The 18,292-nt window shown below is 71.8% G+C and carries 19 protein-coding genes and 1 riboswitch; of the genes, 11 read left to right on the forward strand and 8 right to left on the reverse strand.

Annotation, left to right across the window (positions count from 1 at the left end; all coding sequences use genetic code 11):
- Positions 1 to 180 precede the first annotated feature (180 nt).
- The 7 genes from ACIPLC_RS14450 to ACIPLC_RS14480 all read left to right on the forward strand — a co-directional run bounded on the left by ACIPLC_RS14450 (position 181) and on the right by ACIPLC_RS14480 (position 6,140).
- The gene (locus tag ACIPLC_RS14450; protein ID WP_400473384.1) at positions 181 to 426 is read left to right on the forward strand and encodes a thiamine-binding protein; all 246 of its coding nucleotides are present in this window, start codon (positions 181 to 183) and stop codon (positions 424 to 426) included.
- Entirely contained in the window at positions 423 to 803 is a 381-nt protein-coding gene (locus ACIPLC_RS14455; RefSeq protein WP_400473288.1) for a helix-turn-helix domain-containing protein, read from the forward strand. Before ACIPLC_RS14450 ends, ACIPLC_RS14455 begins: the two co-directional genes overlap by 4 nt.
- A 238-nt stretch (positions 804 to 1,041) precedes the next feature.
- Positions 1,042 to 1,545, forward strand: a complete 504-nt coding sequence (gene uraD / locus ACIPLC_RS14460) for a 2-oxo-4-hydroxy-4-carboxy-5-ureidoimidazoline decarboxylase (RefSeq protein WP_400473289.1) — start codon at positions 1,042 to 1,044, stop codon at positions 1,543 to 1,545.
- A 90-nt stretch (positions 1,546 to 1,635) separates the two neighbouring features.
- Entirely contained in the window at positions 1,636 to 1,971 is a 336-nt protein-coding gene (gene uraH / locus ACIPLC_RS14465) for a hydroxyisourate hydrolase (protein ID WP_400473290.1), read from the forward strand.
- 32 nt (positions 1,972 to 2,003) lie between these two features.
- Positions 2,004 to 2,924, forward strand: coding sequence for a factor-independent urate hydroxylase (gene pucL, locus ACIPLC_RS14470; RefSeq protein ID WP_400473291.1), 921 nt, complete (start codon positions 2,004 to 2,006; stop codon positions 2,922 to 2,924).
- A gap of 283 nt (positions 2,925 to 3,207) precedes the next feature.
- Positions 3,208 to 4,686: a nucleobase:cation symporter-2 family protein gene (locus ACIPLC_RS14475; protein ID WP_400473292.1), complete on the forward strand. Its 1,479-nt coding sequence runs from the start codon at positions 3,208 to 3,210 to the stop codon at positions 4,684 to 4,686.
- Positions 4,687 to 4,754: 68 nt separating this feature from the next.
- The gene (locus ACIPLC_RS14480) at positions 4,755 to 6,140 is read left to right on the forward strand and encodes an 8-oxoguanine deaminase (RefSeq protein WP_400473293.1); all 1,386 of its coding nucleotides are present in this window, start codon (positions 4,755 to 4,757) and stop codon (positions 6,138 to 6,140) included.
- Positions 6,141 to 6,485: 345 nt separating this feature from the next.
- On the opposite strand, the gene ACIPLC_RS14485 is transcribed toward ACIPLC_RS14480, so the two are convergent.
- Both ACIPLC_RS14485 and aceB read right to left on the reverse strand, forming a co-directional pair.
- On the reverse strand, positions 6,486 to 6,872 hold the full coding sequence (locus ACIPLC_RS14485) for a gamma-glutamylcyclotransferase (protein WP_400473294.1): 387 nt from the start codon (positions 6,870 to 6,872) through the stop codon (positions 6,486 to 6,488).
- Between the two features lie 154 nt (positions 6,873 to 7,026).
- The gene (gene aceB, locus ACIPLC_RS14490; protein ID WP_400473295.1) at positions 7,027 to 8,679 is read right to left on the reverse strand and encodes a malate synthase A; all 1,653 of its coding nucleotides are present in this window, start codon (positions 8,677 to 8,679) and stop codon (positions 7,027 to 7,029) included.
- Positions 8,680 to 8,865: 186 nt separating this feature from the next.
- On the opposite strand from aceB, the gene ACIPLC_RS14495 reads away from it, so the two are divergent.
- Together ACIPLC_RS14495 and ACIPLC_RS14500 are read left to right on the forward strand one after the other, a co-directional pair.
- Positions 8,866 to 9,663, forward strand: a complete 798-nt coding sequence (locus ACIPLC_RS14495; protein ID WP_400473296.1) for an IclR family transcriptional regulator — start codon at positions 8,866 to 8,868, stop codon at positions 9,661 to 9,663.
- Positions 9,664 to 10,042: 379 nt separating this feature from the next.
- Positions 10,043 to 10,549, forward strand: coding sequence for a hypothetical protein (locus ACIPLC_RS14500; protein WP_400473297.1), 507 nt, complete (start codon positions 10,043 to 10,045; stop codon positions 10,547 to 10,549).
- Between the two features lie 21 nt (positions 10,550 to 10,570).
- Here the strand turns inward: ACIPLC_RS14500 and ACIPLC_RS14505 are convergent, their stop codons facing one another.
- Positions 10,571 to 11,920 carry a hypothetical protein gene (locus tag ACIPLC_RS14505; protein WP_400473298.1) on the reverse strand — a complete coding sequence of 450 codons (1,350 nt, stop codon included), beginning with the start codon at positions 11,918 to 11,920 and terminating at the stop codon, positions 10,571 to 10,573.
- Between the two features lie 2 nt (positions 11,921 to 11,922).
- Positions 11,923 to 12,090, reverse strand: a riboswitch (cyclic di-AMP (ydaO/yuaA leader).
- 535 nt (positions 12,091 to 12,625) lie between these two features.
- Here ACIPLC_RS14505 and ACIPLC_RS14510 point away from each other — a divergent pair.
- Positions 12,626 to 12,955 (forward strand): MoaF-related domain-containing protein, encoded by a 330-nt coding sequence (locus tag ACIPLC_RS14510; protein WP_063349998.1) that lies wholly within the window; start codon positions 12,626 to 12,628, stop codon positions 12,953 to 12,955.
- 133 nt (positions 12,956 to 13,088) lie between these two features.
- Here ACIPLC_RS14510 and ACIPLC_RS14515 read toward each other — a convergent pair whose 3' ends face one another.
- Both ACIPLC_RS14515 and ACIPLC_RS14520 read right to left on the reverse strand, forming a co-directional pair.
- A complete protein-coding gene (locus tag ACIPLC_RS14515) occupies positions 13,089 to 14,231 on the reverse strand; it encodes an alpha/beta hydrolase (RefSeq protein WP_400473299.1) in 1,143 nt (380 codons plus the stop codon).
- A gap of 226 nt (positions 14,232 to 14,457) precedes the next feature.
- Positions 14,458 to 15,078: a TetR family transcriptional regulator gene (locus ACIPLC_RS14520; protein ID WP_400473300.1), complete on the reverse strand. Its 621-nt coding sequence runs from the start codon at positions 15,076 to 15,078 to the stop codon at positions 14,458 to 14,460.
- Positions 15,079 to 15,216: 138 nt separating this feature from the next.
- On the opposite strand from ACIPLC_RS14520, the gene ACIPLC_RS14525 reads away from it, so the two are divergent.
- A complete protein-coding gene (locus tag ACIPLC_RS14525) occupies positions 15,217 to 15,981 on the forward strand; it encodes an SDR family NAD(P)-dependent oxidoreductase (protein WP_400473301.1) in 765 nt (254 codons plus the stop codon).
- Between the two features lie 98 nt (positions 15,982 to 16,079).
- Here the strand turns inward: ACIPLC_RS14525 and ACIPLC_RS14530 are convergent, their stop codons facing one another.
- The 3 genes from ACIPLC_RS14530 to ACIPLC_RS14540 form a co-directional block, all read right to left on the reverse strand.
- Entirely contained in the window at positions 16,080 to 16,580 is a 501-nt protein-coding gene (locus ACIPLC_RS14530) for a GNAT family N-acetyltransferase (RefSeq protein WP_400473302.1), read from the reverse strand.
- A gap of 94 nt (positions 16,581 to 16,674) precedes the next feature.
- The gene (locus ACIPLC_RS14535; RefSeq protein ID WP_400473303.1) at positions 16,675 to 17,667 is read right to left on the reverse strand and encodes a phosphotriesterase; all 993 of its coding nucleotides are present in this window, start codon (positions 17,665 to 17,667) and stop codon (positions 16,675 to 16,677) included.
- The gene (locus ACIPLC_RS14540; protein WP_400473304.1) at positions 17,664 to 18,275 is read right to left on the reverse strand and encodes a carboxymuconolactone decarboxylase family protein; all 612 of its coding nucleotides are present in this window, start codon (positions 18,273 to 18,275) and stop codon (positions 17,664 to 17,666) included. Before ACIPLC_RS14540 ends, ACIPLC_RS14535 begins: the two co-directional genes overlap by 4 nt.
- Positions 18,276 to 18,292: the final 17 nt, after the last annotated feature.

The following is an 18,292-nucleotide window of genomic DNA, read 5'->3' on the forward strand; positions in this document are numbered from 1 at the left end:
AGTCGGGAGGCGAGTCAGGAGGCGAGTCGGGAGGCGAGTCAGGAGGCGAGTCGGGAGGCGGGCCTCACGGCGGGCCAGGAAGCGGGCCCGGAAACCCCCTCCCGCCAGCACCGCCGCCGTCGGATCGACCGACCCCCACCCGCCCGCACCGGTGCTCGCTACAGTGAGCACGTGCGATTGATGGTGGAGTTCACGACAGAACCGTTCGAACTGGACACGTTCCCCGAGCACGCCGCGGCGGCCCGCCAGGTCGTCGACGAGGCCGGCCTGGCAGTCTCGGTCGGCCCCTTCGGGACCGGCGCCGAGGGCGAGGCCGACCAGGTCCTCGCCGCGGTGACCAAGCTGCTCCGGGAAACCCTGAACGCGGGCGCGACCCGGATCTCGGTCCAGGTCAGCGTGCTCGGCGAGGAGGGCGGTACGCCGTGACCCAGCACGTGGAACACCCGCTCGCCCTGGCGATCAAGCCGCTGCTGGACGCGGTCGGCGCGACGGCAGTCGGGCTGGACGAGGCGAAGTCCGAGGACGTCGTCCTGGAGTGGGAGGGCACCCCGGCGCTCGCCGTCCGGCTGCCGCACCTGAGCAGCGCGCTGGACCGGCTGCTGGCCGAGATGGCCCGCCAGTTCGACGGCCGCCCGCTGGCCGAGCTGGACCGCTGGGAGAAGCAGCGGGTCGTCGCCCTCCTGGAGGAGCGCGGCGCCTTCACCGTCCGCCACGGGGTCGAGACGGTCGCCTCCGCGCTCGGCGTCAGCCGCTTCACGGTGTACAACTACCTCAACCGCCAGGACGGCTCGAAGCCCTCCTGACCCCTGTCGATTCCTCCAGGACTTCCCCCCGACGGAAACCTTCCGAACGGACCGACCCCGCCGGCGCGGCCAGTCTGAACCAGCCCCCGGCGGGGCGCACTTGGCGAATCGCACACGAATCGCGCCGGCAACGGCGACCGGTCCAAAACGTAACCACCAACCGTTCAACAAAGTGTTGACGACCGGGTGGGGTGGATCTAGCTTGTGCGGGTGGCACCACTCTTCAGGAGGTCCACCCGTGACCAACCACCCCCACACCCTTGACGCCCTGACCGCGGCCGACGCCGCGGACCTGGAGGCCGTCCTGCTGGAGGTCTGCTCCAGCCCCCGCTGGTCCGCCGACGTCGCGCGGACCAGGCCCTGGCCCGACCGGGAGTCCCTGCTCACCGCCAACGCGGCGGCGATGACCGGGCTGACGGTCGCCGACCTGCACGACGCGATGGCCGGCCACGCCCGGATCGGCGAGCCCAAGACCGGCGACGCCGCCTCGGAACGGGAGCAGGCCGGCATCCAGGGCGTGGACCAGGCCCTCCTCGACGCACTGCACGAGGCCAACGCCGCCTACGAGGCCAAGTTCGGCCACGTGTTCCTGATCTGCGCGACCGGCCGCACCGCGGCCACCATGCTCGCCGCGCTGCGCGAGCGCCACCCCAACGACGCCGCCACCGAGGCGGAGGTCGTCCGGGGCGAACTGCGCAAGATCAACGACATCCGGCTCAATCGCCTGCTCGACGGATCCTGACGAAGCCCGACGAAGCCTGACAAAGCCTGACGGATCGTTAGCATTCGTTGACGAACGATCACCTCTGCCATCAGTAAGGCCACTTCACCCATGACTGGCATCTCCACCCACGTGCTCGACACCAGCCTCGGCCGTCCGGCCGAGGGCGTCCCGGTCGAGCTCGCACTGCACACCGAGGGTGGCTGGCAGGTGCTCGGCACCTCCGCCACGGACTCCGACGGCCGGGCCAAGGACCTGCCGGCCGTGGAGGCGGGCTCGGTCGTCCGGCTGCTCTTCGACACCCGCGCCTACTACGCGCTCAAGTCCGCGGAGCCGCCGTTCTTCCCCGAGGTCTCGATCGTCTTCACGGTCGCGCCCGCGCAGCACCACTACCACGTGCCGCTGCTGCTCAACCCGTTCGGATACTCGGTCTACCGCGGAAGCTAGTAGACCGACCTGGAAGCTCTAGGAGCCACGTCATGGCCCACGTGCTCGGTCAGAACCAGTACGGCAAGGCGGAGAACCGCATCGTGCGGGTCTACCGCGACTCCACCCGGCACGAGATCAAGGACCTGAACGTCTCGGTCTCCCTCCGGGGCGAGTTCGAGGACGTCCACCTCACCGGGTCGAACACCAACTGCCTGCCCACCGACACCACCAAGAACACCGTGTACGCCTTCGCCAAGGAGCACGGGATCGAGTCGGCCGAGGCCTTCGGCATCATCCTGGCCCGCCACTTCGTCGACGACACCGAGCGCGGCGTCGTACACAGCGCCCGGATCCGGATCGAGGAGTACGTCTGGGACCGGATCAGGACGCCGGACAACTCGGCCCGCTTCATCGGCTCGGAGGAGGTCGGCCACTCCTTCGTCCGCAACGGCCAGGAGACCCGCACCACCGAGATCGTCTACGACGGCGAGACCGTCCAGGTCGTCTCCGGCCTCAAGGACCTCATCGTCATGAACTCCACCAACTCGGAGTTCTGGGGCTACATCAAGGACAGGTACACCACCCTGCAGGAGGCGTACGACCGCATCCTCGCCACCCAGGTCACCGCCCGCTGGAAGTACGGCTACGACGGCCGGGACGGCGAGGCCCAGCCCAACTGGAACCGCTCCTACACCCACGTGCGGCGGCACCTGCTGGAGGCCTTCGCCGAGACCTACTCCTACTCGCTGCAGCAGACCCTGCACTCGATGGGCACCCGGGTCCTCAACAACCGCGCCGAGGTGGACGAAGTCCGCCTGGAGCTGCCCAACAAGCACCACTTCCTCGTCGACCTGGAGCCCTTCGGCCTCAAGAACGACAACGAGGTCTACTACGCCGCCGACCGGATGTACGGCCTCATCGAGGGCACCGTGCACCGCGAGGGCGTCATCCCGGTCATCCCCGTCGCCTGACCCCCCCATCCCCATGGACACCGCCCGGAATCGCCGCACCCTCCGGCCCCCAAACGCCGGCCGCGTCCGGGCGGGCAGCAGTACCCGCACCATCCGCCCCACCAGCATCACCCGTTCCACCAATTTCTCCACCCCCACCCACCGGAGTTCGTGCCCGCCCCGCGGCGGCCGGCCCGGGGCACTGGAGAAGCGTCCCGAGGGACTCCTGCACCGCCGTCCCGCCCTCGGGGCACCTCCAGCGCCGCGGGCGCGCCGGGAGTCACGGGCACAAGAGGGGCTCGACATGGCACCCAGCAACACCAGCAGTAACGACGGCGGTTCCACCCCGGCAAGAACCCCCGGCCCGGACGGCGCGTCGGCCCACCTCCCCGGTGAGCCGTCCGGGCCCGGGACCCACCCCGTGGACGAGTTGCTGCCCCCGGTGAAGCTCTTCTCCACCGGACTCCAGCACGTCGCCGCGATGTACGCGGGAGTCGTCGCACCCCCGCTCATCGTCGGCGCCGGCGTCGGGCTCTCCCCCGCCGAACTCGCCCTGCTCATATCGGCCAGCCTGTTCACCGCCGGACTGGCCACCCTGCTCCAGACCCTCGGCATCTGGAAGATCGGCGCGCGACTGCCGTTCGTCAACGGCGTCTCCTTCGCGGGAGTCGCGCCCATGATCGCCATAGCCAAGGGCTCCATCGACAGAACGGGGGGACCGAAGGACGCCCTCCCGGTGATCTTCGGAGCGGTGATCGTCGCGGGGATCCTGTGCTTCCTCGCGGCACCGTACTTCTGCAAGCTCATCCGGTTCTTCCCCCCGGTCGTCCAGGGCACCGTGATCACCCTCATCGGGGTGTCCCTGCTCCCGGTGGCGGTCAACTGGGCGCGCGGCGGCTCGCCGGGCGCCCCCGGATACGGCTCCATGCGGGCCGTCGGGCTCGCCGCGATCACCCTCGTCGCGGTGGTGCTCTGCAACCGGCTGCTGCGCGGCTTCTGGCAGCAGCTCTCGTTGCTCATCGGCTTGGCGTTCGGCACCCTGATCGCCCTCCCGCTGGGCCTGGCCGACTTCGGCGCGGTCAAGGACGCGAAGGTCTTCGCGCTCCCCTCCCCGTTCCACTTCGGCGCGCCCCTCTTCGACGTCGCCGCGATCGTCTCGATGTGCATCGTCATGGTGGTCGCCATGACCGAGTCCACCGCCGACATGCTCGCCCTGGGCAAGATCGTCGAGCGCGAGGCCGACGAACCCACGCTCGCCGCCGGCCTGCGGGCCGACGGACTGGCCACCGCGCTCAGCCCCGTCTTCAACGGCTTCGCCGCCAGCGCCTTCGCCCAGAACATCGGGCTGGTGGCGCTGACGAAGATCCGCAGTCGCTTCGTGGTCGCGGCCGGCGGCGGCATCCTGATCCTGCTCGGGCTCTTCCCCGTGCTCGGGTCGGTCGTCTCCCTGGTACCGCAGCCCGTCCTGGGCGGCGCCGGGATCGTGCTCTTCGGCACCGTCGCGGCGAGCGGCATCCGCACCCTCGCGGAGGCCGGCATGGAGTCCAGCTCGAACACCCTCCTGGTGTCCGTGTCGCTCGGCGTCGGCATCGTCCCCATCGCGGTGCCGACCTTCTACGACTCCTTCCCGGAGGCCGTCCGGACCCTGATGCACTCCGGGATCTCGGTCGGCTGCGTGATGGCCGTCCTGCTCAACCTGCTCTTCCACCACGTCGGAGCCGCCCGCCGGACCAGATCCGGCCGGACCTCCGGCGCGACGGTGCCGACGGCGACACCGTCCTGACCGGCCCGGGAGGGGTGCGTGCCGTGCGGCGCACGCTCCTCCCGGCCCTCCCCCATAGGAGTGACACCATGGCAGTCCAGCCCCCACCCGCCGACCAGCGGATCGTCATCGAGAACGTCGCGATCGCCACCGTCGACACCGACGACACCGAGTACGCCCGCGGACACGTGGTCATCCTCGGCAACACGATCGAGTCGGTCGGCGACGGACCCGCCCCGCAGTGGCTGGACAACGTGGTGCGCCGGATCAACGGCGAGGGCCACCTGGTCACCCCCGGCCTGGTCAACACCCACCACCACTTCTACCAGTGGATCACCCGCGGCCTCGCCCAGGACGACATCCTCTTCGACTGGCTCGTCGCCCTCTACCCGACCTGGGCCCGGATCGACGAGAAGCTCGTCCACGCCGCCAGCCAGGGCTCCGCCGCAGCCCTGCTCAAGTCCGGCTGCACCACCGCCTCCGACCACCACTACGTCTTCCCCCAGGACGGCGGCGATGTCCTCGGCGCCTCCATCGAGGCCGTCCGGGAACTCGGCCTGCGGTTCACCGCGCTGCGCGGCTCCATGGACCGCAGCAAGAAGGACGGCGGCCTCCCGCCGGACCACGCGGTCGAGGAGCTCGACGACATCCTCACCGCCTCCGAGGCCGCGGTGGACACGTACCACGACTCCTCCTTCGGCTCGATGCTGCACGTCGCCATCGCGCCCTGCTCGCCGTTCTCGGTCTCCACCGACCTGCTCCGCCAGTCCGCCGAACTCGCCCGCCGCAAGGGCGTCCGGCTGCACACCCACGGCTCGGAGACCGCCGAGGAGGAACAGTTCTGCAAGGAACTGTTCGGAATGGGCCCGACCGACTACTTCGAGTCCGTCGGCTGGCTCGGCGAGGACGTCTGGATGGCGCACTGCGTCCACATGAACGACTCCGACATCGCCAAGTTCGCCGAGACCGGCACCGGCGTGGCCCACTGCCCGTCCTCCAACGCCCGGCTGGCCGCCGGGATCGCCCGCGTCCCCGACATGCTCAAGGCCGGCGTCCCGGTCGGTCTCGGCGTCGACGGCACCGCCTCCAACGAGTCCGGCGAACTCGGCACCGAGCTGCGCAATGCCCTGCTGATCAACCGGCTGCACGGATCCCCGACCGCCCTCACCGGCCGCCAGGCGCTGCGGCTGGGCACCATGGGCGGTGCCCGGGTGCTCGGCCGCCAGAACGAGATCGGCTCGATCGAGGTCGGCAAGCTCGCCGACCTCGCGCTGTGGAAGATCGACGGCGTCATGCACTCCTCCATCGCCGACCCGGTCGCCGCCCTCACCTTCGGCGCCCTGCCGCCGCTGGCCGCGCTGTTCGTCAACGGCAACGCCGTCGTCGAGCAGGGCCAGCTGACCACCGTCAACGAGGACCGGATCGCCCGCGCCTGCGCCCGCGCCGCCAAGGAGCTCGCCGCCCGGCCGGTCTGACGCCCCGCTCCGCCTGTTCACCCTTCCACCCCTGAACTCCGGGCCGCCCAGGGACGGCGCGTGACCCGGACTCCGCAACCCGGCCTTCCCGGCCGGCACGCGGACCGCAGCCCCGGACCCACGGCGAGGGTCCGGGGCTGCGGCGTGCCCGGGGGTGGGGTGGGGGCTCGGGCTCGGGGGAACGGGTTCCGGGGGACGGACTCCGGGGGACGGACTCCGGGGGACGGATGACAAGTGACAAGTAACAGATCACAGCGAACAGATAACAGATGACGAAAGTTGTCATCTGTTATCTGTTCGCTGTGATCCGTCTGCTGTTATCCGTCCGCCGCTACGCGTCCGGTCTCAGGCGGTACGCCCGAGCGAGCCGAGGTACGCGCGCCAGCCGCCGTGGTGGGTGATCTCGCGGTGCACCCCCCGCTCCACCTCGCCACGGGCGAGCAGCATCGACAGGCAGGCGGAGCCGTCGTCGAGCTTGATGACGCCGAGCTCCAGCTCGCGCGGCTCGCCGGGGAGGATGACGTCGCGCAGGTGCTCCAGGGTGATGTCGTAGAGCTCGCCCTCGATCACGGTGTCGACCGCCGGATCGGCGAGCAGGCCCGGGCAGACGTCGTCGATCGAGAAGAAGCGGTAGCCGGGGGCGGTCCGGGCCGGGCCGATCAGCGAGTCGGCGACCTTGGCGTGGAACGGTCCGCCGACCATGGCCTGACCGTTGAAGAAGATGCGGGGCACGGTTGAACTCCTTACCGGGTACCGGGAAAAGGCCGTTCCGCACGGCGACGAGAGGACGGGTGGAATCGTCGCCGTACGGAACGGAGTAATGGGCCGGCGGGACTGCTACAGCCTGGCAGGCGGCAGCGGTGGCGCCGGCGGATGGATTGGGGGCTCAGCCCAGCAGGGGAAGCGCGGGGAGGGTCAGGAAGTCCGCGAACTCCTCGGCCAGGGCGACCTGTTCGAAGAGCTGGGCGGCCTCGCGCCAACGGCCGCCGGCGTACACGTCCTCGCCCAGCTCGGCCAGGAGTTCGGCCAACTCCGCGGCGACCAGGGCGCGGACGAGGTCGGCGGTGGCCTTCTCACCGGTGTCGGACAGGACGACGCCGTTGTGGATCCACTGCCAGATCTGCGAGCGGGAGATCTCGGCGGTGGCGGCGTCCTCCATCATGTTGAAGATGCCGACCGCGCCGAGGCCGCGCAGCCAGGCCTCGATGTAGCGGATGCCGACCTGGACGGCGTTGTGCAGTCCGGCACGGGTGCAGGTGCCGCCGGCGCCGGCGACGTCGAGCAACTGGGCCGCGGTGACCGGCTCGGACGGCCCGGGGTTGTCCTTCTGGTTGGGGCGCTCGCCGAGCACCGCGTCGAAGGAGGCGCGGGCGACCGGCACCAGGTCCGGGTGGGCGACCCAGGAGCCGTCGAAGCCGTTGCCGGCCTCGCGATCCTTGTCCGCCTTGACCTTCTCCAGGGCGGCGGCGTTGACCTCCGGGTCCCTGCGGCTGGGGATGAACGCGGCCATGCCGCCGATCGCGTGGGCGCCGCGCCTGTGGCAGGTCTGCACCAGCAGGCGGGTGTAGGCGGCCATGAACGGCGAGGCCATGGTGACGGTGTTGCGGTCCGGCAGGATGTAGTGCTCGCCGGCGTCGCGGAAGTTCTTGACGATCGAGAACAGGTAGTCCCAGCGCCCGGCGTTGAGGCCGGCCGCGTGGTCGCGCAGCTCGTAGAGGATCTCGTCCATCTCGAACGCGGCGGTGATGGTCTCGATCAGCACGGTGGCGCGGACGGTGCCGTGCGGGATGCCGAGCGCGGCCTGGGCGTGGGTGAACACGTCGTTCCAGAGCCGGGCTTCGAGGTGGCTCTCGGTCTTCGGCAGGTAGAAGTACGGGCCGGAGTTGGGGTCCTCGGCGCCCTTGGCGAGCAGCCGGGCGGCGTTGTGGAAGAAGTACAGACCGAAGTCGAGGAAGGCTCCGGCGACCGGGGCGCCGTCGACGAGCAGGTGGTTCTCGTCCAGGTGCCAGCCGCGCGGGCGGACCACCACGGTGGCGAGTTCGGCGGCGGGCTTGAGGGCGTACGCCTTTCCGGCGGGGGTGGTGAAGTCGATCCGGCCCTCGAAGGCGTCGATCAGGTTGATCTGGCCGCTGACCACGTTCTCCCAGGTCGGGGAGGTGGCGTCCTCGAAGTCGGCGAGCCAGATCCGCGCACCGGAGTTGAGGGCGTTGATGACCATCTTGCGGTCGGTGGGGCCGGTGATCTCGACCCGGCGGTCCTGGAGGGCGCGCGGCGCCTCGGCGACCTTCCAGTCGCCGGCCCGGACGTCGGCGGTGTCGGGGAGGAAGTCCAGCGTGCCGGCCCGGGCGATCTCCGCCCGGCGGGCCTTCCGCCTGACCAGGAGCTCCTGTCGGCGCCCTTCGAAAGCGCGATGGAGGCCGACGACGAAGGCGACCGCCTCCGGAGTGAGCACCTCCTCCGCCCGGTGGACGCGCGGACCGGCGACAGTGACGACCGGAGCGGCGGGGGAGGCGCCGACGGGTCCCTGATCTGTAGCCATGGGCAGGACACTCCTATGCGGTTGAGCCTGGCGGAGGGAGCTCCGGCGGGAACTTCCTTGATCGGAACCCACCTCGGCGAGTTCGATTCTGTAAGGTGGAGACTAGTTTCCGCGATACAGAATTTCAACGGTTTGTTGATGTGATCGCCGGGACTCTACTCCTCCCCGACAGCGAAGGGAACGCCGGTGGTTGCGACCCCCGACACAGCATCGACGACGAGCACGGACCGTGCGACCGGCGGCGTGCAGTCCGTCGAGCGCGCCTTCCAGCTCCTGGAGGCGCTGGCCGACTCCGGCGGCGTGGCCACGCTCAGCGAGCTCTCCACCAGCTCCGGCCTGCCGATGCCGACCATCCACCGCCTGGTTCGTACCCTCGTCCAGCAGGGCTATGTGCGCCAGGACACCACACGTCGCTACACCCTCGGCCCCCGGCTGATCCGCCTCGGCGAGACGGCCGGCCGGCTGCTCGGCAGCTGGGCCCGCCCCTACCTGGCCGAACTCATGGAGGCCACCGGCGAGACCGCCAACATGGCGGTGCTGGAGGGCGGCGAGGTGGTGTACGTCGGGCAGGTGCAGTCGCGGCGCTCGATGCGGATGTTCACCGAGGTCGGCCGACGGGTGCAGCCGCACTGCACCGGCGTCGGCAAGGCGCTGCTCGCCCAGCTCCCCGAGGACGAGGCGCGCGCCATCCTCGGCCCCAACCCGCTGCCCGCGCACACCGAGTACACCGTCACCGACCCGCAGGAACTGCTGCACCAGCTCGCCGAGGCACGCGAGCGCGGCTACGTGGTCGACGACCAGGAGCAGGAGATCGGCGTCCGCTGCATCGCGCTCGCCGTACCGGGCGCGCCGACGCCCACCGCCCTGTCGGTGTCCGGCCCGGAGGCCCGAATCCGGGCCCTGGAGGAGCAGACCGGCGCGTCCTCGCTGGTGCCGGTGATGCACCACATCGCGAACCGACTGGGGCAGGTCCTCGCCCCCTGACACACCGTCAGCGCACGCTCCTCGAACGGGAAGTCGATCCGGTCGACTTCCCGTGCGGGCGTTCCCCCGTTCGGGCGGACGCCGGGCGGGTTGCACCGGACCCCCGGCGGAGGCTCCGCCACCCTGGTGCGGACGCGGCCCGCGACGGCACGGGCGGCCGGGACAACAAGGGCACGGGTGAGCGGCGATGGAGCGCAGGGATGCGGGGCGCGGCTGTTCTGGGCGCGGGGATCAGGGGCTCGGGAATCAGGGGCTCGGGGATCAGCGGCCCTGGGATCAGGGGCGCGGGAATCAGCGGCCCGGGGGCTGGGTGCGCGGGGATGCGGCGTGCGGGGACACGGCGCGCCCGGGGTTCGGCGGGGCCGGCTTCCTCGCGGCCGTGGCAGCGGGCTGCGCGGTGGCGACGCTGGCCGCCGGCCCGTCCTGGGCGCTGCGGCGGCCCGATCCCCGGCCGGCGGTGGAGGTGGCGGCGGCCCCCACGGCGTCCCGCTCCGATCTGGAGGTGATCCGGCTCGACCCGGACCCGGCGCCGCCGGGCGGCACCACCACCGTCCACGCCTTCATCGCCAACCGCGGCCCCGACACCACCACCACACCGTTCACCGTGCTGGTGACGCTGCCGCCCGGGGTCTCCCCGGAGGGCCCGTACTTCCCGGCGGAGTGCGAGGTGCGGCACAACGGCCGCCAGGTGCGCTGCGCCTTCCCGCCCGGACTGCCCCCGCTGCGCAGCGCGACCGCGCTGGTGCCGGTGCGCCTGGCCCCGGACCTGCGGATCGGCACGCTCACCGGAGGCTCGGTCGCGGTGCGCGACGTGGACGACCCGGACGAGGGGAACAACCGGCAGCCGTTCGCCACCACGGTGGTCGAGACGGCTGCCGGTTTCTGACCCGGAAGGCCCGAAGAGGCTCTACCGGTACACGCGGACGTAGTCGGCGGCGAAGGTGATCGGGGCGGTGCCCTGCGGCGCCGGGTGGTACTTCCCCGCGCCGACCGACAGGTTGAGGATCAGGTACGCCGACCAGTTGGCGCCGACGCCCTTGCCGTCCGAGAACACCTTGACGCCGTTGACGTACCAGTCCACCGAGGTGGCGCCGTAGTAGGTGCCGATGGTCACCCACTGGTCCTTCGCGATGGCGCTCGCGTCGGTGTAGTACTTGGGGTCGCCGGGGTTGACGTGGTTGGTCAGCTCCAGCAGGTTCGGGTTGTCGGGGTGGTACTCGAAGGAGTCGACCTCCCCGTTGCCGTTCTTCCAGGTCCAGAAGGCGGGCCAGGCCCCGGAGCCGGACGGCAGCTTGACCCGGGTCTCGGCGTAGTCGCCGGTCTTGACCTGGAAACCCTCGCTGGAGCCCTCGGTGGTCAGGAAGCCGGTGTTCCAGGCCTGCTTGCCGTTCTCCAGCGTGGTGGTGCCGGGCGCGGCGGTGAAGGTGGCGACCCCGTTCGCGACGCTGACGTTGTTCTTGTTCAGCAGGTCGAGCTTGTTGTCGTCCGGGTTGTGGTTGCCGTACTTGTACGCGGTGCTCTTGTCGCCGACCCAGCGCGAGCCCCAGCTGATCGGGCTGTTGAACTCGTCGGACCAGGTCAGCGACTTGCCGGCGACCGGGGAGGCGGGGGTGCTCGGCGACGGGCTGGCCGTGGCGCTCGGGCTGCTCGTCGGGGTCGGCTTCGGGGCGGGAGTGGCGGTCGCCGTCGGGGTGGGAGTGGCGGTGGGGGTCGGCTTCGGTGCCGGAGTCGTGGTGGGGGTCGCGGTCGGCGTCGGCGTCGGGGCCGGGGTCGGGGTCGGGGTCGGGGTCGGGGTGTTGGAGACCACCAGTTGCTGCGAGGGCAGGTTGTGCCAAGCCCCGCCGAGGTCCTGCCAGAAGCCGAACTGGGTGTACGTCCCGGCCGGCAGAGCACGCGCGCCGCTGGTGAAGGACAGGCCGCTCGGGCAGATCTGCACGTTGGAGGCGTTGCCGGGGAAGTCGAGGTTCGCACCGGCCGCGTTGCGGACGCCCACGCCGACGGTCTTCGCGGTGAAGCAGGCCGAGGAGTGGAGGGTCAGCGAGGCGGTGGTGGCCTTGTTGGCGACCATGGTCGCCGGGGCGAGCCGGTCCTGGGTGACGGTCGGCGCGGTGGCGGCCTGGGCGCCGGAGACGGCCGGCAGGCCGAACAGTCCGGCGCCGGTGATCGCGAGTGCTCCGGTGGCGGCGAGGGCGGCGTTGCGGCCCCGGTGGGAGGGACGGGCGTGGCGCGGCGCGCGGCGCCGGGCAGGCTGATGCATGGAAGTGTCCTCTGCGACGCCTGCGAGGTGAGCTGTCGGATTCGGGCTGAGGTAAGCCCGGCCGCTTGTGGGAGCGGCTTCACCCCTAGCCACGGCCCGCACGCGGGAGCGTACGGGCCGGGCGCTGACCTTGGTTCCCCCGCTCCCGTCCGCTGTGGTGCTCGGTTGCCGGCCGGCGGGTGGACAGGACTCGGCGTCCCGGCGGCGGGGGTCCGCGAGGGCGGACGACGGTTGCAGGCTAGGCAGACCGTCCGTGAACGGACAACCTGGTCGGGCCGGTTGTCGCACAGCTCACAGTGGTGTCGATCAACGACGCTGCGTGGTGGATCAGTTGGGACGGATCGGCGGCCTCGAAGGGATCAAGGGCGCCGAGGGGCGGGGGGCGCCGAGAGGCCGGGAACGCCGAGGGTGCCGAGGGGCCGAGGGCGCCGAGGGCGAGCAGGAGGGCGGACAACGCGGTGGGGGTGCGTCTGACGGCGGTGGGGGTGCGTCTCATGGGGGTGGACGGTAGGACCGGCCGTCGGCGGGCGCCCAGGTGCCGGTCGCACACCCCACAGGCCTGCGCGGTGGCGGCCGGTGCCGTGGCGCACCGCCCACGGATGCGCCCACCCGGCTCACCGAGTCGGATAAATTGGAGCTCCGACATCTTCCGCAGTGCACAAGACCGCCGTGCACGGCTCCACAGGAACGAGGTACCGCCCCACCATGACCGCGCCCCTGCCCGCCTTCGCCGGCCGCACCTACCTCTTCCGGGCCGACAACGGCGCGGCCTTCCGCAACACGTACTCGGCCGACGGCAGGCGGCTGCGCTGGGAGGGCCTCGGCGAGTCGGCGGGCCAGTGGGAGGACGTGCGGCTGCACGTCGCCGAGGTGGCGCCGGAGATCTACTTCATCAGCTGGACGGAGGAGAGCGGGATCACCGTCAGCCACGTGATGGACCTCGGCCGGCTGACGGTGCGCGCCTTCTGGACGTACGAGGGCGAGGGCGGCCGGGTCGGAGAGCTCCACACCGGGACGCTGGAGCGGGTGGCCTGAGCCTCGCCGCTCCCGCGCCCCGGGCGCTGTCCGCCGGCCTGCCCGGGCCGCTTGCCCGGGCCGCTTGCTCAGGCCGCCCGCTCGGGCCGCTTACTCGGGCGGCCTCAGCGGGCGGTCCGCCCAAGCGACCTGCTCAGGCGGCCTGGTTCGGGACCTTGAGGTGCTGGGACAGCCACTCCAGCGAGGACGGCAGCAGCGCGCTCCAGGTCTCGAAGTTGTGACCGCCGTTCTCCAGCATGCTGTAGGAGACCTTCATCGGGGACTGCGCCGCGTCGACGAAGGCCTCGGTGTCGTGCCGGTAGTCGCCGTCGCCCTTCTTGGTGCCGGCCAGCAGCACGGACACCTTGGGCTGCGGCAGGTTCTTCAACCGCCACATCAGGTTGGCCTCGTCGCGGCGCTGCTTGCTGCCGCCGAACAGGTCACCCGTGGTCGGGTCGTCGGCGGCGTCGTAGTAGGCGGAGAGCGCGACGGCGGTCGGGAAGACGTCCGGGTGGCGCATGGCCAACTTGAGGGCGCAGTAGCCGCCGGTCGAGTTGCCCATGAAGGCCCAGGCCTGCGGGTCGGACGAAACCCGGAAGCTCGCCTGGATCGCTGAGGGGACGTCCTTGGTGAAGTACGTGTCGGACTGCGCGCCGCCCGGGATGTCCTCGCACTCGGTGTCCTGCGGCAGGGCCGGCGAGGGGCGCATCAGGACCATGACCGTCGGCTGCATCTTGCCGTCCTGGAGCAACTTGAGTGCTGCGCCCGGGTAGTTGAACCGGGTGATCAGGTTCTCGGCGATCCCGGGGAAGCCGGTGCTGACGATCACCGCCGGGAACTGCCTCTGCGCGTACTCCGGCTGGAAGTACTGCGGCGGCAGGTAGACGTACCCCTCGGTGGACAGCCGGCTGGCCGCGCCGTCGATCCGCACCTTGCGGATCTCGCCGGACTGGCTGGGCTCGCGGCCCATCGCGCCGCCGCCCTTGACGGAGGCGTGGCCGATCGTCTCCACGAGCAGTCGACCGGACGCGTCCGCCTTGTTGTGGATCACCACTGGGCCGGTGTCACCGATGCCCAGCAGGTCGTCCCAACTGCTGTAGAAGGCGAAGTAGTTGTTCGCCACCAGGCCGAGCGCGGCGAGCACCGCGAGCTGGGTGGCGAGCAGCGCGCCGATCCGGCCGAGCACTGCCTGCCAGGTCTGCTTGGCGAGTCTTGGCCACAGCCAGACCGTGCCGGCCGTCATCACGACGGCGATCAATACGGTCAGCGCCAATACCTTGTGGCTCGTCAGACCCATGTCCTACTTGCTCCCACGCCTCGAACTCCCCGCCCCCTCCGTCCAGGACATCCGAGGTGATCACCCCGGTTCCCCCACCGGGGCGCGCGATCACCCACCCTAACGGGGCCGGGAAGCGGGAACGGGTGACAGATGACAGCCGACAGATAACAGATAACAGATAACAGATAACGAAATCTGTCAGCTGTCATCTGTTACCCGTTACTTGTTCGCGGCCGGGCGGGGCTCAGCCCTCCCGACCGTAGAGCCGCAGCCCGGCCGTGAGTTCGCGCATGCAGCGCGCGCCGAGCTCCCGCGGGGAGCCCGGGCCGGCGGCGGGGGCGTCCGAGGCGGCCCACTCCTCAAGCGCGACCCGGATCGCGGCGGTCGCCGCGGCGGCGGCCAGCCGGATCTCCAGCGGGTCGGTGCCGCCCGGACAGCGCGCCGCGAGGACCGTCCGCAGCCGCTCCTCGGAGTCGGCGTGGACGCGCTGCCACGTGCCGTCGAGGCGTGGGTCGCGCAGCAGGCTTCGGGTCCACTCCATCGCTTCGACCGCCTCGCCGTCGGGCGGGGTCAGCGAGGCGACCGCCGAGCGCTCCAGCGCCTCGCTCACCGGCAGGTCGGCCGGGGCCTCGGCGAGCTGGTCGACCCAGCGGCGCCCACCGGCCGCCAGTAGCGGGGCGACGGCGTCCTCCTTGACGGAGAAGTACCGGTAGAAGGTGCGCAGCGAGATGCCCGCCGCGAGGGCGATCTCCTCGGCGGTGGTCGCCTCGGCCCCGCGCTCGGCGAAGAGCGCGGCGGCGGTGCGGGCGATGTCCAGCCGGGTGGCGTCGCGGCGGCGCTGGTTCAGGGTGGGGCGTCCGGTCACAGGGCCAGCGTACGCGGGCCGGTGCCACTGTGGCGCGGCACGCCGAGGTGGCACCCAGATGACTTATTGGCACGTTATGCCACTTAGGCGTACCGTGCCTCCTGAGGTCAAGCGACCACGAACGAACGGAGTACCACCATGGAGCGCTTCAGCGGACGGAACGTCCTGATCACCGGCGGCGGCTCTGGCATCGGCCAGGCGACCGTGCACCGGATCCTCGCCGAGGGCGGGAAGGTCGTCGCCGTCGACGTCAACGAGGACGGTCTGAAGGAGACCCTGGACCGCGCGACCGCCGACGGCAGCGCGGACCGCCTGGCCATCCAGGTCCTGGACATCTCGGACGAAGCAGCCGTCGTCACCGGCGTCGCGGCCGCGATCGCGGACCTCGGCGGGCTGGACGTCCTGGTCAACGCGGCCGGCATCCTCCGCTCCTCGCACACCCACGAGACCAGCCTGGAGTTCTGGAACAAGCTCCTCGCGGTCAACCTGACCGGCACCTTCCTGATGACCCGCGAGGCGCTCCCCGCGCTGCTCGCGGGCGGCAGGGGCGTGGTGGTCAACTTCAGCTCCACCTCGGCGAGCTTCGCCCACCCCTACATGGCCGCGTACGCCGCGACCAAGGGCGGCATCCAGTCCTTCACCCACGCCATCGCCTCGGAGTACTCGAAGCAGGGCCTGCGCGCGGTCTGCGTCGCGCCGGGCAGCATCGACAGCGGCATGACCCACAACCCGGGCCTGCCCGCCGACGCCGACCTCAGCCTGCTCGCCAAGCTCGCCCCGGCCCTCGGCCAGGGCTTCGCGGGCCCGGAGACGGTGGCCGGCGTGATCGCGATGCTGGCCTCCGACGACGGCGCGTTCGTCACCGGCACCGAGCTCCGCATCGACGGCGGCACCCACATGTGACCCGCCGGACGGCAGCACGACAGCGGGGCCCGCGCCACTCCCCCGGTGGCGCGGGCCCCGCTGTCGCGTCGCGGACGGACGGCCGTCAGCCGCCACCGTCAGCGCAGCGGCTTCGCCATCACGAGCTCCCGAGTGACCCCGTCGACGAGCGGCGCACCCGGCTCGGCGAGTGCGGTGAAACCGTGCCGGCGGTAGAGCGCGATCGCGGACTCGTTGCCGGGGATCACCGCGAGGCGCAGCGTGCTGCCGCCGGATGCTCGGGCCCAGCGCTCGACCTCCTCCAGCAGGCGGTCGGCGACGCCCCTGCCGCGCGCCCGCGGTCCGACCCACACCGAGCGCAACTCCCGTACGCCGTCGGCTCCGGGGACGCCGTCCGCCAGGCCGACGGGGATGGCGTCCGGACCGTCCGGACCGTCCAGCAGCGCCGCGACGTGGTGGGCGCCCGGACGGTGCAGCCGGGCGCGCCACCGCTCCTCGCCCCCGTGGTGCCAGTCCGCGAGGCGGGCCTTGAAGGCGTGCGGCGCATCGGAGAGGGCGGCGAGGCGTAGGTCGCGCCAGAGCGGCCAGTCGTCGGTCGTGAGGATGCGCAGGGTCACCATGACCGTCACGGTAGGGCGTGGGCGACGAGCCTTCGCCGGAGGCCCGCGGTCGGCCTGCGACCGGGGGCGAGGTCAGGGTGGGGGTGGGGCTGGTTCAGGGCCTGCGCCAGTCGGTCGCGAAGGCGGCGGCCGGGTTGGCAGTGAGGAGGAGACCGGGCAGTTCGGGGCCGAAGGTGCGGGCGAGCCGTGGGGCGAGGTCGGTGAGCAGCCGGGTCGGGCCATCGGCCCGGCGGGCGGTGCGGGTGGTGGTGTCGGCGCCGAGGAGGAGTCGGGAGGCGTGGCCGGCCTCGACGAGGTCGGCGATGACGTCGAAGGCCTGGTGGTCGGCCGGGTGGCCGGCCCGGGATGGGCTGTCCAGCGCGAAGTAGACGCCTTCTGCGGCGAGTTCGTGGTGCACCCGCACATCGGGCAGCCGGGTGAGGTGGCCGAGGACGATCCGGTCGGGTGGGACGCCGTGTCGAGCGTGCAGCCAGTTCAGTACGACGTGCGGGTGGGCGCGGGGTTCGAGGTGAACGGCGATCGGGGCACCGGTGGCATGATGCGCGTCGGCGGCCGCGGCCATCACCCGGCGGGTGTGTGCCGTGGTGGTCCCGGCGTCGCAGGCGACCTTGATCAGGCCCGCCCGGACGGTCTCGGGGGCTGCGGGGTCTGCGGGGTCTGCGAGCGGTCCGGTGGCCGGTCCGGTGGCCGGTTCAGTGGCCGGTTCAGTGGCCGGTTCGATCGTCAGTCCGGTGGTGAGGTCGGCGGTGAAGCGTTCGGCGAGCCCGTCGTACAGGGCGGGGAGGGCGTCCGGGTCGTAGTGGGCCGCCTGGTGCAGGCCGGTGGCAGCGACGACGTGGACTCCCGTCGCACGGGAGAGCTCGGCGAGGGAGCCCGCGCGACGGCCCATGCCGTACGGGGTCCACTGGACGAACGACCGTCCGCCGGCCGCCGCAAAGGCGCGCAGAGCACCCTCGGCGGCGGTCGGGTCGTCCAGTTCCTCGCCGGGGAGCAGCGGGCTGCGGATGAAGAGGTGGTCGTGGGAGTCGGTGACGCCGAGTTCGGCGGGGTCGAGGTCGCCGAGGACGGTGCGGATGGTGGGGGTCATGCCCGGTCCGCCTCGGTCGGCGACGCCTGGACCGGGTCTGCGGCGGCCGGGGATGCCTTGGTCGGGTCTGCGGCGGCCGGGGCTGCGGCGGCCGGGTGTGCAGCGGTCGGGGCTGCGGCGGCCGGGTGTGCAGCGGTCGGGGGCGCCTCGGTGAAGGTGGAGGTGGCGACACGCAAGCCGGCCAGGGCCTTGGGCACGCCGACGTAGGGGGCGAGGTGGACGATGACCTCGGTGATCTCCTCCCTGGTCATGCCGATCCGCAGACTGTTGCGGACGTGGTCGGCGAGTTGCGGCTCCACGCCGCCGAGGGCGGTGAGCGCGGCCAGGTTGGCCACCTGCCGATCGCGCAGGGCGAGGCCGGGGCGCTGGTAGGTGCCGCCGAAGAGGCTGGTGACGATCCAGTCGGGGAAGCCGGGCGCGAGGCTGTCCAGGCCGCCGAGGGTCGCGGCGGCGACCGGTCCGGCGAGATCGGCGAGGAGGGCGTAGCCGGCCCCGCGGTCCAGCGGCGCGGGGGTCAGGTCGGCCGGTGTGATCGGGGCGGGGGCCGGGCCGGCGGGGGCGGTCGCGGGGGTGACGGGAGTGACGGGGGCGCTCGCGGAAGCGGTCATGGGAGCGGCGAAACCTT

The sequence above is a fragment of the Kitasatospora sp. NPDC086801 genome, from assembly GCF_044745805.1.
In the GTDB taxonomy this organism is placed as follows: domain Bacteria; phylum Actinomycetota; class Actinomycetes; order Streptomycetales; family Streptomycetaceae; genus Kitasatospora.